The 15,370-nt window shown below is 59.9% G+C and carries 13 protein-coding genes and 1 pseudogene; 8 read left to right on the forward strand and 6 right to left on the reverse strand.

Annotation, left to right across the window (positions count from 1 at the left end):
• Positions 1-4: 4 nt before the first annotated feature.
• Together BM036_RS17205 and BM036_RS17210 are read right to left on the reverse strand one after the other, a co-directional pair.
• Positions 5-1,693 carry an acetolactate synthase large subunit gene (locus tag BM036_RS17205; protein WP_091854616.1) on the reverse strand — a complete coding sequence of 563 codons (1,689 nt, stop codon included), beginning with the start codon at positions 1,691-1,693 and terminating at the stop codon, positions 5-7.
• A gap of 74 nt (positions 1,694-1,767) precedes the next feature.
• Positions 1,768-2,082: a DUF3301 domain-containing protein gene (locus BM036_RS17210; RefSeq protein WP_091854618.1), complete on the reverse strand. Its 315-nt coding sequence runs from the start codon at positions 2,080-2,082 to the stop codon at positions 1,768-1,770.
• Between the two features lie 236 nt (positions 2,083-2,318).
• Between BM036_RS17210 and BM036_RS17220 the strand changes: the two genes are divergently transcribed.
• The 5 genes from BM036_RS17220 to BM036_RS17240 all read left to right on the forward strand — a co-directional run bounded on the left by BM036_RS17220 (position 2,319) and on the right by BM036_RS17240 (position 9,410).
• Positions 2,319-4,010 (forward strand): putative bifunctional diguanylate cyclase/phosphodiesterase, encoded by a 1,692-nt coding sequence (locus BM036_RS17220; RefSeq protein ID WP_091854622.1) that lies wholly within the window; start codon positions 2,319-2,321, stop codon positions 4,008-4,010.
• A gap of 181 nt (positions 4,011-4,191) precedes the next feature.
• A complete protein-coding gene (locus BM036_RS17225) occupies positions 4,192-5,115 on the forward strand; it encodes an AraC family transcriptional regulator (protein WP_091854624.1) in 924 nt (307 codons plus the stop codon).
• Between the two features lie 81 nt (positions 5,116-5,196).
• Positions 5,197-5,706, forward strand: a complete 510-nt coding sequence (locus BM036_RS17230) for a DnaJ domain-containing protein (protein ID WP_091854627.1) — start codon at positions 5,197-5,199, stop codon at positions 5,704-5,706.
• Positions 5,707-5,801: 95 nt separating this feature from the next.
• Positions 5,802-8,159, forward strand: a complete 2,358-nt coding sequence (locus BM036_RS17235) for a glucose/quinate/shikimate family membrane-bound PQQ-dependent dehydrogenase (protein WP_091854629.1) — start codon at positions 5,802-5,804, stop codon at positions 8,157-8,159.
• Positions 8,160-8,276: 117 nt separating this feature from the next.
• A complete protein-coding gene (locus BM036_RS17240; RefSeq protein WP_091854631.1) occupies positions 8,277-9,410 on the forward strand; it encodes a glutathione S-transferase family protein in 1,134 nt (377 codons plus the stop codon).
• A 13-nt stretch (positions 9,411-9,423) separates the two neighbouring features.
• Here BM036_RS17240 and BM036_RS17245 read toward each other — a convergent pair whose 3' ends face one another.
• On the reverse strand, positions 9,424-10,200 hold the full coding sequence (locus BM036_RS17245) for a secretin N-terminal domain-containing protein (protein ID WP_091854633.1): 777 nt from the start codon (positions 10,198-10,200) through the stop codon (positions 9,424-9,426).
• A gap of 341 nt (positions 10,201-10,541) precedes the next feature.
• Here BM036_RS17245 and BM036_RS17250 point away from each other — a divergent pair, with 341 nt between their 5' ends.
• Positions 10,542-11,612, forward strand: a complete 1,071-nt coding sequence (locus BM036_RS17250) for a 3-deoxy-7-phosphoheptulonate synthase (protein WP_091854636.1) — start codon at positions 10,542-10,544, stop codon at positions 11,610-11,612.
• A gap of 25 nt (positions 11,613-11,637) precedes the next feature.
• Here BM036_RS17250 and BM036_RS17255 read toward each other — a convergent pair whose 3' ends face one another.
• A complete protein-coding gene (locus tag BM036_RS17255) occupies positions 11,638-12,291 on the reverse strand; it encodes a LysE family translocator (protein WP_091854638.1) in 654 nt (217 codons plus the stop codon).
• Positions 12,292-12,431: 140 nt separating this feature from the next.
• On the opposite strand from BM036_RS17255, the gene BM036_RS17260 reads away from it, so the two are divergent.
• The gene (locus BM036_RS17260) at positions 12,432-13,874 is read left to right on the forward strand and encodes a dihydrolipoyl dehydrogenase (RefSeq protein WP_091854640.1); all 1,443 of its coding nucleotides are present in this window, start codon (positions 12,432-12,434) and stop codon (positions 13,872-13,874) included.
• A 40-nt stretch (positions 13,875-13,914) separates the two neighbouring features.
• Here BM036_RS17260 and BM036_RS17265 read toward each other — a convergent pair whose 3' ends face one another.
• Positions 13,915-14,229, reverse strand: coding sequence for a DUF2061 domain-containing protein (locus tag BM036_RS17265; RefSeq protein WP_091854642.1), 315 nt, complete (start codon positions 14,227-14,229; stop codon positions 13,915-13,917).
• A gap of 294 nt (positions 14,230-14,523) precedes the next feature.
• Between BM036_RS17265 and BM036_RS17270 the strand changes: the two genes are divergently transcribed.
• Positions 14,524-14,997, forward strand: a complete 474-nt coding sequence (locus BM036_RS17270; RefSeq protein ID WP_091854644.1) for a Dps family protein — start codon at positions 14,524-14,526, stop codon at positions 14,995-14,997.
• A 172-nt stretch (positions 14,998-15,169) separates the two neighbouring features.
• On the opposite strand, the pseudogene BM036_RS17275 reads toward BM036_RS17270, so the two are convergent.
• A pseudogene (locus tag BM036_RS17275) lies at positions 15,170-15,370 on the reverse strand (IS5/IS1182 family transposase); the annotation flags it as partial.

Genomic DNA, 15,370 nt, shown 5'->3' on the forward strand with positions numbered 1-15,370 from the left:
GGTATCAGCAGTTGGCGTTCAGGTCGCGGGTCAGTTCCGCCAGCTCTCGGTTGAACACCCGGTCGTTCTCCCTGTAGTCCACCGGCACGTCCACCAGGTGCACGCCGCCGGCCTTCATGGCCTTCTCCAGGGTGGGTTCCAGCTGTGCGGTTTCGGTGACGCGATGGCCCGTGGCGCCGTAGGACTCCGCATAGCGCACGAAATCCGGGTTGCCATAGTCCAGGCCGAAGTTGGCGAAGCCTTCCTGGGCCTGCTTCCACTTGATCATGCCGTAGGCGCTGTCGTTGATGATCAGGATCACCAGGTTCAGCTTCAGGCGTACGGCGGTTTCCAGCTCCTGGCTGTTCATCATGAAGCCGCCATCGCCACAGATGGCCATCACCCGCTGCTTCGGGTACAGCATCGCCGCCATCATGGCGCTGGGCAGGCCGGCACCCATGGAGGCCAGGGCGTTGTCCAGCAAAACCGTGTTGTTGTCGTACGCCTTGTAGTTGCGGGCGAACCAGAGTTTATACATGCCGTTGTCCAGGGCGATGATGCCATCGTCCGGCATCACCTTGCGCACGTCGTGCACGATGCGCTGGGGAATCACCGGGAAGCCGTCATCTTCGCAGCGATCTTCCAGGTGCGCCTCCAGCGCCGCCTTTACCCGCATGAACTCCGTAAAGTCATGGCTGGCGCAGCGCCCGCAATTGTCCGCCAGCCATTCGACGGAATTGGCGATGTCGCCCACCACCTCGTGCTGGGGGAAATAGACCGGGTCCACATCCGCGCCGCTGAAGTTCACGTGGATGACCTGTTTGCCACCCGGCTGCATGAAGAACGGCGGCTTTTCCACTACGTCGTGGCCCACGTTGATCACCAGGTCGGCATGGTCAATGGCGCAGTGGACAAAGTCACCGCTGGACAATGCGGCATTGCCGATATAACGGGGGTGACGTTCATCGACCACGCCCTTGCCCATCTGGGTGGTAAAAAACGGAATGTCCGTGGTGTTGACCAGGTGGATCAGGGCCTGGGACACCCGTTTACGATTGGCGCCTGCGCCGATCATGATCAGCGGGTGCCGGGCAGAGCGGATCATCTCCGCCGCTTTCTGCAGGCTCTTCTCGCTGGCGGTGGGGCGGCGGGCGTCACTGGGATCGAAGATGTGGGTATCCGGCGCGGCCAGCTCGGCGGCGATGTCTTCCGGCAGTTCCAGGTGGACGGCCCCGGGCCGTTCTTCCGCTGCCAGCCGGAAGGCCTCCCGCAGCTTGGCGGGAATGGTGTTGGCGTTGCTGATCTGGCGGGTGTACTTGGTCAGTGGCCGCATCAGGTCTACCACGTCCAGGATCTGGAACAGCCCCTGCTTGGATGACTTGATGGGCTTCTGGCCGGAAATCATCATCATCGGCATGGCGCCGAGCTGGGCATAGGCGGCAGCCGTAACCAGGTTGGTGGCGCCGGGCCCGAGTGTAGAGAGGCAGACCCCGACCTTGCCAGTCAGGCGGCCGTAAGTGGCGGCCATAAATCCCGCTGCCTGTTCATGGCGATTGAGCACCAGTTGGATGGACGATTCTCGAAGAGCTTCCAGCAGGTCCAGGTTCTCTTCCCCGGGAACCCCGAAAATGTAGCGTACGCCTTCGTTCTCCAGGGCTTTCACAAACAACTGGCCGCCTGTCAGGGCGCCGTCAGTGCGGGATTGATCGGTCATGGGTTCAGCCTCGCCTTGATAACGGGTATTCCGTTTTCGGGGTTGGTGACAAACTGCCTGGGCCGTCGGGTGCCTTACTGGAACCGGTGTGCCTCCAGTTCAATATGCTCCACTTGCTGGCCCAGCATGATGACCCGGCCCAGGTAGCGCTCCTCGCCGGTGGTCGTAAAGTCAAACAGGAACCGGCGCCAGACCCGCAGCCGGCCCTGGCGGTCCCGTTTGAACCACAGGCCCCGGAGATATACGGCGTCGTCCAGCAAAAGGACGTCCATGCGCCGGCAATAATCACGGGCCGCAGCCAGTACATAGTCTTTTATAGCCTTGGCCCGCCACCAGTACCAGATGGCAAAACCGGCAGCAAACAGCCAGGTCAGGGTAGAGAGTGTCACGATGGCAATTCCGGTTTATCAGCTGGCTCAAGGCTACACAGAAACCCTCGTCAATACGAGTATGGACCGGGTGCAGGGCGTGTTGCAGTCAGGTGGATGGATTATCCGGAAAGTGCAAATAGTGCTCAACTCGTATGCTTTGGCGACAGTTTTGCAGTATCCGGATAGGGGATTCCTGAACTTGACTTATGATCAGGGCAGCAATGTCTTAATGAACAGATAAAGGAAAGGTCGCAATGGAGACCCCGGTTACAGACCACTTCAGAACCCTGGTGGAAAGCCACCCCCGGGCCATGATGCTGGCGACGGATGAGCCAAGGATTATCTACGTCAACCGGATGTTCGAGAGTATTACCGGTTACCGGGAAGCTGAGGTTATTGGTGAGAAACCGGCAGTGCTCAGTGCGGGGTTCCATGGCCCGGCGTTCTACCGTGATATGTGGGCCACGCTGGCGGAAGAAGGCCGTTGGGAAGGTGTCATCTGGAATCGCCGCAAGAACGGTGAAACCTACCCCCAATGGCTGATGATCCACCGGGTCCCCCACCCGGAGCAAACGTTCTACGCCGGCATGTTCATGGATATTGGCGCCCTGACCTCTTTCGAGGAACGCCTGACCTCTATGGCCTACTACGATGCACTGACTGAGCTCCCCAACCGCGCGCTTTTCCTGGAACTGCTGGAAATGCGGGTTTCCCGTAGCCGTGACCATGACAACCCGTTTGGCCTGCTGTTCTTTGACCTGGATTACTTCAAGGATATCAATGACCTGTTTGGTCACTCAGTCGGGGACGAGTTGTTATGGGAGGTTTCCCGCTGTATTCGCAGTGTGGTCAGGAGGGAGGATGTCGTTGCCCGGCTTGCGGGCGATGAATTTGCGGCTATTGTCGAACTGGCACCGGATGGCCCGCAAGAGTCCCAGCTTGAGCAGTTGGCCGTTCGCCTGGTTAATGCCTTTCGTGCGCCTTTCCTCGCTGGCGGCAATGAGCATTTCATTTCGGTGTCAATTGGGGGCGTTCTCTATCCGGGGGATGGCACCTCGGCGCTGGAGTTACTGCAAAAGGCAGACAAGGCGATGTACCTCGCCAAGCAGGAGGGGCGCGGGCGTTATTGTCACTACCGGGCAGATCTGTTGAATGACCAGGATGAAGGGCAGCGCCTGACCAAGGCACTGGTTACCTCCCTGAAAACCGCTCCCGGGGAGTTCAGCGTCGTGTACCAGCCCCAGTTTGAGTTGGCTACCGGGCGTGTGGACGGGCTCGAGGCACTGATTCGCTGGACGCATCCGGAATTTGGACCGATATCGCCGGCTCGCTTTGTTGCCATGGCAGAATCCAGGGGCATGATCCACCAACTGACCGAGCACCTTGTCCGGTGCATTCTCCGGGACCTCTGGTCATTGGAAAAGCCACCGGAGCCCGGGCTTCGGTTTGCCATCAACGTTTCCGCGAGGCAAATCACCGACGCGAGGCTGGATGGTCTGCTCAACCCGCTTTTCGAGCAGATAAGGCGGCTGGGCTGGCATCCGGAACTGGAGATTACCGAAACCCATCTGATGAACCTGTCGGAAGACGCACTGGAACGCCTAAGAACCTTCCGGGATGAAGGGATAAGGGTCGCCATCGACGATTTCGGTACCGGCTACTCGTCACTGGCCTACCTGCATTCACTTCCGGTCCATACCATCAAGATCGACCGCCACTTTGTGTCATGCCTGGAAGACACTCTGCCAGTCGAGGACCGGGACCGGGTAATAGCTGCCATACTGGCGCTTGCGGAGGTATTCGGCCTGGAGGCCATCGCTGAGGGTATTGAAACGTCCCAGCAACAAAGTGCCCTGCTGGCGCTGGCCTGCAAACGTGGGCAAGGGTACTTCCTTGCCCGCCCGCAACCCTGGAGTTCCGGGCTTTTGGCGCCAAAGAAACTGTAATAGTGGCAGTCAATTGACGCCCGGGAAGGTTTGCAGGAATTGGCTATTAACTTATTCCTGAAAGGTTTATAAAGCCCCTATTAAAAAGGGGGTTATTTTGGTCGTCGGCAATCTTCAGTATCCGGGTCTCGGACATTATCTGCGTCTCGTCAGTGCCACGCCGCAAGAATGGCTGGCCGGGATGGCTTATTTTGCTGGTGGCCGACAACTCACCCTGTGTGTGCGTCCACAGGGCTTCAATGGTGCCATTTCCTGGCTGGCCAGGCCCGGTGTAAGCATTGGTGTTATTGGAACCGGGGTGGGAACAACCCTGCGTGGAACCAACACGGCTGATCCTGCGGTTATAGGGGTGCTTACCGGGAGTCTTTCCCTGACCAGCGCAAATGGCTATGTCGAGGCAACTGCTGCCAGTGGTTTTTTGCTTCCTCCCCATGCCCGGGTGGAATTTAACGGGAGTCCCGGCCTGACATTGGCTGTCGCAAGGTTGCATGGACGTGGCGGGGCGTCCTGGGGTGACGAGGCCAGGCCGATATCCCAGTCACTGGTTGCTCAAATAATCGGTTACCTGCAGCGTGCGTATTTCTTTCGTAGCTACCACCATGCCGTCGCTGAAACGGACCATCTGGGGAATGTGCTTTGGCATTGCCTGCATGATCCCCGTGCTGAGCTCCCGGTGACACCCTCGGTCATGCCTGGGTTCGATCAACGTGTAACCCGGATGATCGAACTGATCGCCTCCAGTACGGAGCGAGAGTTTGATATCGGCCGGGTTTCGGCGATGGCGGGCGTGAGCACCCGCAACCTTTACTACCTGATGAAGAAGCACACTGGGATGAGCCCCTACCAGTTCTTTGTTTCCCGTCGGTTGGTGCGGGTTCGAAGAGCGCTGCTTGACTGTCAGTGTGACGTGCCAACCGTATCATGGCATGCGCTCAGTGAAGGTTTTTCACACCTCGGGCGTTTTTCCGCCCTGTACCGGAACCATTTTGGTGAGTACCCCCGCCAGACGCTGGAGTGGCGGAGTGATGCGCAGGCGAGAGCTGCCGCAATCCAGCCTGCCGACTGTTCGGCCACCCCCCGGATGCTGTGCCTGACAACCGGTTAAGCGCCGGATCGTGAAAGACTGTCATTTTCCGACAGACCAGCACGTGTAAAATCAGGGGAGGTTTTCTCGGAGTGCTTGCAGATGCAATGGATACTTGGGCTGGGTCTGGCGGCATTGCTGTTCTACCTCCTGAAACAGTGGGGGGCGCTGGACCCGAAACAGAAAAAGGCCGCTACCTGGAAAATCGTCCTGGGCGTCGCCGGTGCCTTGCTGGTATTCATGGTGCTTACTGGTCGTGTCCATGTACTGACTGCGGCCGTGGCGGCTTTCATTCCTCTGATACGCAAGTTACCGGCATTGCTGAAGTTTATGCCCCATGCCCAGCGTCTTTTCGGAGAGCGCGACGGTGCGGACACCCATCGGGCGGACCAGGGGGCAGGGCAGCAGCGCTCGGCTACCGCCTCCAGCCAGATGTCGGAACAGGAAGCCTGCGAGATCCTCAACGTGTCGCCTGGCTGCAGTCGTGAGGAAATCGTGACGGCCCATCGTCGGTTGATGCAGAAGCTGCACCCGGACCGTGGCGGCAACGATTATCTCGCGGCCAAGGTCAACGAAGCCAAGTTTGTGTTGTTGGGCAAGCGCGGCGCCTGACGTATTAAACCCCCTCCACATTTTCCTGTTCAGTGGCGACCCCTCCGAGGCTTGTCTAGGTTTAGATGACATGCTCGGAATCAGGGATGGTCGCCATGGTGATATTTTCCATAATTTTCATTCTGTTGGGCCTCGCCTTCCTGGTGGGTGGCATCTGGCTGCTGACACTGGGAGGCTCTTTTTACTACCTGGTGGCAGGACTTGTACTGGTAACCGTCGGTGGTCTGTTACCGGTTCGGCGGGTAGCGGCCCAGGCGCTCTACGCCGTCTTTCTGGTTGCCACGCTGCTTTGGGGTTTATGGGAGTCCGGCTATGACTGGTGGCCGCTGGCGACCCGTATTGGCTGGTTTCTGTTGCTGGCCATCCCGCTGCTGATACCGGCGTCGAAACAGCGGCGCGGGGCGGCCATCACCTTCGGTGGCGTGTGGGCCCTGTGTGGCCTGGCGCTTCTTGGCAGTTTGCTCAACAGCCCCCATACCATCGAGGGTCGCCTGGGTGAACAGGTGGTGAATGAACAGCCAGACCTGGGAGAAAGCCCCGAAGCCGACTGGCTGGCCTGGGGGCGAAGCAACCTGGGGCAGCGCTATTCGCCCCTTGGCCAGATTACCCCGGATAACGTGGGCCAGCTCGAAGAAGCCTGGCGCTATCAGACCGGTGATACCAAGCAGCCGGACGACACCGGCGAGACCACCTACGAAGCCACGCCGCTGAAGGTCGGCAACACCCTGTACCTGTGCACCCCCCATAACTGGCTGGTGGCCCTGAATGCGGACACCGGTCAGGAGCGCTGGGTGTACAAGGCCGGAGTGGGTCCCAACAGCCAGCGGCAGCACCAGACCTGCCGTGGTGTTTCCTACCTGCCACCGGAAGGTGGTGTCGAGGGTGCTCCGGAAGTGCAGAATATCGGCCGCCCGGCCGAAGACCAGCCGTCGGTCAGCTGCGATGCACACCTCTACCTGCCCACTGCCGATGCCCGCCTGCTGGCGCTGGACCCGGAAACCGGCGCCCGCTGCGAAGGGTTTGCGCAACAGGGTGAGCTGGACCTGATGCATAACATGCCCTACACCCAGTCCGGCTTTTACTACTCTACGTCACCCCCGGTGGTGGCCAACGGGCTGGTAGTGGTCGCCGGCGCGGTGAACGACAACTATGACATCAACTCCCCTTCCGGTGTTATCCGGGCCTATGACGCCCGCACTGGCGAACTGCGGTGGAACTGGGACCCGGCCAGTCCCGAGCAGACCGATCCCATTGCGGAAGGGGAAGTCTATTCGACAAGCTCCCCCAACAGCTGGTCGGTCGCCAGTGCCGATGAAGCATTGGGGCTGATCTACTTCCCCATGGGTAACCGTACGCCGGATCAGCTGGGGATGTACCGCACCGAGAACGAGGAACGGTTCGCCAGTTCAGTGGTTGCGCTGGAGCTGGATACCGGGCAGGTGGCCTGGGTGCAGCAGTTCGTCCACCACGACCTGTGGGATATGGACACCCCGGCCCAGCCCAGCCTGCTCGACCTGGACACCGACCAGGGCCGGCAACCGGCGCTGGTGATTCCCACCAAGCAGGGGGATGTGTACGTGCTCAACCGGGAGACGGGTAAGCCGATCCTCCCGGTTGAGGAAGTGCCGGCACCAGAGGGCGCCATCAAGGGCGACTACACAGCGTCTACCCAGCCGGTTTCCAGCCTGAATTTCAATCCCGACCCGTTGCGGGAGGCTGACATGTGGGGTGCCACGCCCCTGGATCAGATGGCCTGCCGTATCCGCTTCCAGTCCCTGCAATATGAGGGACGCTACACGCCGCCAAGCGAGCAGGGCACCATTGTCTACCCCGGCAATTTCGGGGTATTCAACTGGGGCAGTATTGCGGTGGACCCGCAGCGCCAGGTGATGTTCGGCATGCCGCTTTACATGGCCTTTGTTTCCCGACTGGTGCCCAATGAGGAGGGCAGTGAACCGAGCGGCCCGGTTAACCAGGGCGAGCAGGGCCTTAACAGCAATGCAGGTGCGCCATATTCCGTCGAGCTGAAACCGCTGATGTCGCCACTGGATATTCCCTGCCAGCAACCGCCCTGGGGCTACGTGGCGGGAGCCGATCTGCGCACTGGTGAGGTGATCTGGAAGCGCAGGAACGGCACGGTGGAAGATATGAGTCCGATCCCGGTTCCCCTGCGGCTGGGCGTGCCCGGCATCGGCGGACCTGTGATCACCGCCAGCGGGGTGGTGTTCCTGGCAGCCACAGTAGACGACTACATTCGGGCCTATGACCTCACCACCGGTGAGCAGCTGTGGCGGGCAAGGTTGCCGGCTGGCGGGCAGGCAACACCGATGACCTACCTGAACAGCAAGGGTGAGCAGATGGTGGTGCAGGTGGCCGGCGGTCATGGCTCCATCGGCACCACCCTGGGGGACTATGTGGTGGCATGGAAGCTGTCTGATGAGGCGGGCCAGTGAACGATGGCGGCCAACAATGAAGGCCATGGCTAACGCGGCTTCTGGCGAGGGCGATGAATCCGGTATGATGCGGGGTTCCATGCCAATCAGAACAATACCCAGGGAGGATATGCACCCATGGCCCAGCCGGATTCCGTTCACCGCCTCTACGGCGTTCCCCATTCGCTGTATACGGGCATCGCCCGCTGCTATCTGAGAACGCAGGGCATCGAGTACGTGGAGCTGCCCACCTCTCACCCGGACTTTGCCGGCCGCATCATGCCCGTGATCCAGCGCAGTATCATCCCGGTGCTGGAAACAACGGGCGGGGAGGTCGTGCAGGATAGCCTGGACATCATCGATCATTTTGAACGCCAGGGCGTACGCTATTCCGCCTACCCTCAGGGCCTGTTGCAAAGCGTGCTGGGCGTCATTATCACGTATTACGGTACCCAGGCCCTGCTGCCCCACGCCATGCACTACCGCTGGACCTACCGGGACCGGCAGGAAGGTTTTCTCAGGGACCAGTTTGCTGCCGGTATTGGGCCGGAGATGGCCGACAAGGTCATGTCGCGGATGAATTCCTACCTGCCGCAGCTGGGTGTTACTGACCACACCATTCCCGAGATCGAGGCTTCTTTCGAGCAGCTGCTGGAGACCCTGAATGCCCACTTTGCGGAGCACCCCTACCTGTTCGGTGGCCGGCCCTCCCTGGCCGATTATGGTTTGATCGGCCCCATGTTTGCCCACCTGGGCCGTGATCCGGTGCCCGAAAACCTGATGAAAACCCGCGCGCCCAAGGTGTTCCGCTGGGTAGAGCGGATGACAGCACCCGGCCTGGATACACCGGAATTCCCGGATTACGGTGATGACGTCCTGCCCAGTGATGCCATCCCGGAAACCCTCGAACCCCTGTTGCGGCAGGTTGCGGATGAAATCTTCCCAATGCTGACCGACAAGCTGGCGTTTTTGGATAACCTGGTTGCGGAGCATCAGCCGGAAGATGGTCAGCCCGTGTCAGCGAAGCCTCATCAGCGCTATGTGGGGGCAGTGGAAACCGCTTTCCGGGGTGTGCCGGTACAGGCGGGCGTGCAGCCCTACCTGCTGTATGTGCTTCGCAAGGCCGACGAGATGCTGGCGGAAAGCCCTGCCGAGGAACAGGCGCGGGTACGGGAAGCCCTGACTGTCAGGGGCCTGGTGGAAGCATTGCCCGGAGACCGTGGCTACACGGTCGACCGTCGCAACCATATCGAGGTGTGGCAGCGCGGCTGACCGGAAAGTCAGTTCAGAGGATATCCACCTTCACGGTGAAGCTCTGGTTATCCTGGCGCTCGCCCCCGACCCGGTAGGTAATGCCGGACTGCTCGCCAGTCCGGCTTTCGCTGGTGCCACCTATCTCGACCCACTCCCCGGGTACAACCCGGCGCTGGGTAACCACGGCATCCGTTTCGTAGCCTGCCATGCCGGAATCCGGCGTGTTCTCGAAAGCGGTAATGCTGAGCTCGATCTGCTGGTCGGAGATGCGTTGGGGCGTGACGATAAAGCCGCTGCGGATGTCCACCTGCTGGTAAATGGCCGCCGGGTTGCGGCCACCGCGAATGGCCACCGGCAGGGTACGAACCTGGCCGCCACTGATATGGGCGGACTGGCCGTCCTGTACCACGATATGCCGTTGCTGACGGCTTTGGGTGGTCGTCGTGCGACTCTGGCCACCGATGGTGACAACATTGCCATGGCCGCTGCTGACACCACCACCCTGCCGCTTGCCCATGCTCACGTCACTGCTGCGTACCGTGATGCGCAACTGGACCGGGGCGACGTCCATGGTTTCGATAAGCTGGCTGATCTCATCGAGCACAGCGGGCTCGCCACGGGTAATCAGTCTGTTGCCCTGGGCAGCAATGGTCAGCTCGCTTTCGGGATACAGGGCACGAAGCTGATCCGCCACCTGTTGCGCCGGCCGGTTCTCCAGGATGAAAGTACGATTGCCGGGGGCACCCATGACCAGTGTCGGTACCAGCAAAAGGGTCAGTAAAAGCAGGCGAACGGGGGCAAGGACCATGGAACACTCCGCAGAAAGTTGGCAGTGGCGGTTGCAAACCGGGAAAGCCCAAGAGTATATTGAAAAGCATGAAGACGACTAACGCACCCTGTCAATTGAATGTTATGCCACGCCTCGCAAATGCGGCGGTGGGTGCTGCTGTGTATTTCTGGTGGTTTTTTGGTTATGGCTTTTATTTTAGCCAGAGCCGAGGCCGCCTGTAGCACACGCAAGAAAGATTCAGGAAAAGGCAGCCCGGCACCACCCCCAGGCTGCCACCGGACAAGAAAAAGCCCCGACTGGTAGCCTCCCAGCCGGGGCTTTTTCGTTTCAACAGGCAGAAAACAGAAGGATTGTGAACAATGAACATGCCGCTGGATGTCCGGACCACTCAGGAGGCCCAACCCGTGGACACCGTTTCTGAACCGGAGCCATCACGGCCCGCCGCCACCGCGTTGCCCACGCCCGCGAAGCTGCGGTCAGATATTCCGCTACCGGCCTACCTGTCCACGCAGATTGCCCGGTACCGCCAGCAAATCCGCGATATCCTCAACGGTGACGACGACCGTCTGCTGGTCGTTGTCGGCCCCTGTTCCATCCACGATGAGGTTGCTGCCCTGGAATATGGTGAGAAGCTTGCTGCGCTGGCTGATGAGGTCAGTGACCGCGTGCTGATTGTCATGCGTGCGTACCTGGAAAAGCCCCGCACGACCGTCGGCTGGAAGGGGCTGCTGTACGATCCGGAGCGCACTGGCGAGGGCAACCTGGGAGAAGGGCTGGTTCGTTCCCGCCGGCTGCTGGTCAACCTGGCTCACCTGGGCCTGCCATTGGCCACTGAAGCATTAAGTCCGCTCGCCATGGACTACCTGGATGACCTGGTCAGCTGGACTGCCATCGGCGCCCGTACCACTGAATCCCAGATCCACCGGGAGTTGGTCAGTGGCCTGCCCATGCCCACAGGGTTCAAGAACGGTACAGACGGGTCGGTCGGCGTGGCGGTGAATGCCATGAAATCCGCGGCCCACGGTCATCACCGACTGGGCTTCAACGCCGAAGGCCAGCCGGCCATGATCACCACGGCGGGCAACCCGGACACACACCTGGTGCTGCGGGGCGGACGGGGTATTACCAACTACGATGCGGACAGCATCAACGCCGCGGTCCAGGCCCTTGATGCCGCCGGCGTCAGCAGCGCCGTCATGGTCGATTGCAGCCACGACAACGCCTGCAAACAACCGGAACGCCAGCCGGAAATCGCCCGTGAGGTACTGGCCCAGCGCCAGGCAGGGAACCGTGCCATCCGCGGGCTGATGATTGAGAGCTTCCTTGAGCAGGGGCGCCAGGATGATAGCGAAGAGCTGACCTACGGCCTGTCTATCACCGACCCGTGCCTGGGATGGGCGGAAACGGAAACCCTGCTGCGCTCGTTCTGAGCGCTGCGGGTTAATCCGTATGGTCCTATTCAGTTGACCGGGGAGCCTCACCGGACAGGGTCGAAAACAGCAATCGTCCGGCCAGCAGCAACAGCACTCCGCCCATCAGCCGGTCCAGCCAGTGCCCGAACCGGCCGAAAACCCTGCGAACCTGGGGCAGCGTGAAGAACAGGGCAACCCCGCAAAACCAGAGGCCGGTTATCAACGCCATATAGAGGCCATAGCCCACCTGGACCACCACCGGGGTGGCAGGGCTGATCACCACAGAGAACAGCGAAACAAAGAACAGGGTCGCCTTCGGATTGAGGGCGTTGGTCAGGAATCCAAGACGAAATGCCGCCAGGCCGGTCTGCGCTTTAACGCCGTGTGTCTCTACATGAACTCGCCCCGCCTTTGACCTGAGACACTGGATGGCAATCCAGGTCAGGTACAGTGCGCCAACCACCTTCAGCAACGTAAACAACGTCAGGGATTGCTGGATCAACAGGCCGATACCCAGCAGCGAATAGGTGACGTGTACCAGTATGCCAAGACCTACGCCGGCGGCGCTGAGCAAGGCATTGCGTCGGCTTTGCGTCAGGGCCTGGCGCAACATGACGGCAAAATCCGGCCCCGGGCTGGCGACGGCCAGCAGGTGGACCAGGGCGACGGTGGCGAATTCGGCCCAGAGTGTAGTCAAAGCGCACCCCTGTGTATTTGAAGATCAGCGAGTGAGGCAGCATAGAAAAGAATCAGGGGCTTGGCCAGCGGTGGGGAGGCACCGGGCCAGTGAACCGTCTAACCTTATATCCGTTCATTCTCTGGAAAAGGAGTGCACCTGTGGAACAGCGCAAGGTGGATGTTGCGATTCTCGGCGCCGGTACCGCCGGTATGGGGGCCTACCGGGCCGCCCGTAAACATACGGATAACCTGGTGATGATCGAGGCGTCCCACTATGGGACCACGTGTGCCCGGGTTGGCTGCATGCCCAGCAAGTTGCTGATTGCCGCAGCTGACGCCGCGCATGGTGCCCGGCATGCGGACCTGTTCGGTGTTCGTCCCGGAGAAGTGGTCGTGGATGGCCCGGCGGTGATGCAGCGGGTGCGGGACGAGCGCGACCGGTTCGTCAGTTTCGTTCTTGAGGCAGTGGAGAACTTTCCCGAAGAGCACCGGGTACAGGGCCATGCCCGGTTTCTTTCCCCACATCGGTTACGGGTGGGTGATGACCTGGAGATTGAGGCAGGCCGGGTAGTGATCGCTACCGGCTCACGGCCCAATATCCCGGGTTTCCTGAAAGCAGCCGGCGACCGGCTGGTGGTCAATGATGACCTGTTCGAGTGGGAAGACCTGCCTGAATCGGTAGCGGTGTTTGGTCCTGGTGTTATCGGACTGGAACTGGGGCAGGCGCTCAATCGGCTGGGTGTCCGGGTGCGGATGTTCGGGGTAGGTGGCGCGGTCGGCCCCATCCAGGACGACGAAATCCGTGAGTGCGCCCTGAAAACCTTCAATGATGAGTTCCCCCTCGACCCGGATGCGGATACCCGGAAGATCGAGCGCACGGATGACGGGGTAGCCATCACCTTTGTTGACGCAGACCGGGGCGAGGTGACCGAAACCTTCGACTACGTGCTGGCGGCAACCGGCCGCAAGCCGAATGTTGACGGCCTCGATATCCAGAATACCGACCTGGAGCTGGATGATCGGGGTACCCCCGTATTCGATTCCTACACCATGCGCTGCGGCGACAGCCACATTTTCATCGCGGGTGATGTGAACGCCGCACTGCCGCTGCTTCACGAGGCGGCGGACGAAGGGCGGATTGCAGGTAATAATGCGGGGCAGTATCCGGAGGTCCGGGCCGGCTTGCGTCGTGTCCCTTTGTCAGTGGTGTTTACCGATCCCCAGATCGCCACGGTGGGCAAGACCATCCAGCAGGTGAATGAGGACTGCCGGGGGTGTTTCGCGGTGGGCTCGGTTTCCTTCGAGGGGCAGGGTCGAAGCCGTGTGGTCGGCAAGAACCGCGGCCTGTTGCGGGTCTACGGTGAGCACGGTAGCGGGCTGTTCATGGGCGCAGAGATGTTCGGGCCGGCTGCGGAGCATATCGGCCACCTGCTGGCCTGGGCCGCCCAGCAGAGGCTGACCGTCTCCCAGATGCTGGCTATGCCTTTTTATCATCCGGTCATCGAGGAAGGGCTGAGAACGGCGCTGCGGGACCTGAGCCACCAGCTCAGCCTCGGCCCGAAGGAAGAAACTCACTGCCTGGATTGTGGGCCGGGTGGCTGACCATTAGCTGCCAGAGGAGTCGGCCGGGGTTTGAGCCTGGTCAACCCACCGGCCGGAAACTGGTGGCACTCTTCAGGTGGCTGGTATTTGCCAGTTGACTGGACCTTGCCACCAGGTTGGCTGAAGCTTGCCGGCGTTTCTGCCGGCGGGCCCAAAATTTTTCGTGGAAAAAGTAGGCCACGGTGTTGATTGCGGGTTCCACCATGGCGATCAGGCTACCGATCAGGATGTCACCGGTCAGCAGGTAAGCCACGGTAAAGGCCACGGTGAAGTGGGTCATGGCAAAGGTCACTGTCTTGACCAGCGAATCATCACCTTCGTTATGGTTGTGGACAAACAGTTTCAGGGCACTCATGGCCAACTCCTGAATACCAGTGGCTATGAGTTCATTTAAACGCAAGTGAGAAAGATTTTTAAGTAAATTACATCTCTGGAATCGATAGTCACGGGTTATTAACTGTGGCTGACGGGAGTGGCTTCAAGGTTTCAGGTTGGCGAGGCCTGTAAGGTGGTGTTTATTGCATCGCCAGAATGTCATTTACTAAGGCTATTGCTGGCATTGCCTGCCCTTGCTTTCCCGGGGGGCGCCCTCACGTTATATTGGCAGATAGTTGTGAAATCGATCACATTCAAATCAAGGAGTTATTTTATGGGTACCAATTTTATCGGCCTCGACACTGCCAAGACAGAAGAGCTGGCGTCGTCACTCAACGAGTTGCTGGCAAATTACCAGATCTTCTATATGAATGTGCGCGGGTACCACTGGAACATCAAGGGTGAGAACTTCTTCGAACTGCACGCCAAGTTTGAGGAACTCTATGACGACCTGCTGCTGAAAATCGATGAGATTGCCGAGCGGGTGCTGACCCTGGGCCATCGTCCTGCCCATGCCTACAGCACCTATATCGAGCTCTCCAGCGTACCTGAGCGCAAGGATGTTGCCGATGGCAAGGAAGCGGTAGGCCATATCGTAGACAGCTTCGCCAAGCTGATCGGCAAGCAGCGCAACCTGCTGGCACTGGCCGGCGAAGCGGACGATGAGGGTACCGTGGCACTGATGAGTGACTATATTTCCCAGCAGGAAAAGACCGTCTGGATGTATCGTAGTTACCTCGGCCAGTAACCTTTCTTCTGCATTTTTCGCAACACCCCCTCGATGGCGGCCCTCCGGAGGCTGTGTAAAAACTCGATTTACATAGCTTCTGAGCAGGCCCACAAAATGCCTCGGACATCGTCCGGGGCATTTTTGCTTTCAATCAGCATATATTTCCATGCGATAGAGAGGCGTAAGTGCCTCAAGTCAACCTTGCCAGCATGCCCTTCACGCCCAGCACGTTGATCGCCCGCATCAGGTTGTAACTCAGAACCCCCAGACTGTATTCACTACTGGCAGAACTCAGACCCCAGCAGGTAAATCGCCCTTTATTCAGCAGCCTTTTGAGTGTGGCGAAGGTCGGCTCAACGGCAGCCATGCGACGGATCATCCGCTCAGGTGT

Origin of the sequence: Marinobacter segnicrescens (assembly GCF_900111555.1) — a bacterium.
GTDB classification, from domain to species: domain Bacteria; phylum Pseudomonadota; class Gammaproteobacteria; order Pseudomonadales; family Oleiphilaceae; genus Marinobacter; species Marinobacter segnicrescens.

Coding starts and splice junctions, on each gene's coding strand:
- BM036_RS17205 (WP_091854616.1), bottom strand. CDS start 1,693: ATGACCGATCAATCCCGCACTGACGGCGCCCTGACAGGCGGCCAGTTG.
- BM036_RS17220 (WP_091854622.1), top strand. CDS start 2,319: ATGGAGACCCCGGTTACAGACCACTTCAGAACCCTGGTGGAAAGCCAC.
- BM036_RS17225 (WP_091854624.1), top strand. CDS start 4,192: ATGGCTTATTTTGCTGGTGGCCGACAACTCACCCTGTGTGTGCGTCCA.
- BM036_RS17230 (WP_091854627.1), top strand. CDS start 5,197: ATGCAATGGATACTTGGGCTGGGTCTGGCGGCATTGCTGTTCTACCTC.
- BM036_RS17235 (WP_091854629.1), top strand. CDS start 5,802: ATGGTGATATTTTCCATAATTTTCATTCTGTTGGGCCTCGCCTTCCTG.
- BM036_RS17240 (WP_091854631.1), top strand. CDS start 8,277: ATGGCCCAGCCGGATTCCGTTCACCGCCTCTACGGCGTTCCCCATTCG.
- BM036_RS17245 (WP_091854633.1), bottom strand. CDS start 10,200: ATGGTCCTTGCCCCCGTTCGCCTGCTTTTACTGACCCTTTTGCTGGTA.
- BM036_RS17250 (WP_091854636.1), top strand. CDS start 10,542: ATGAACATGCCGCTGGATGTCCGGACCACTCAGGAGGCCCAACCCGTG.
- BM036_RS17265 (WP_091854642.1), bottom strand. CDS start 14,229: ATGAGTGCCCTGAAACTGTTTGTCCACAACCATAACGAAGGTGATGAT.
- BM036_RS17270 (WP_091854644.1), top strand. CDS start 14,524: ATGGGTACCAATTTTATCGGCCTCGACACTGCCAAGACAGAAGAGCTG.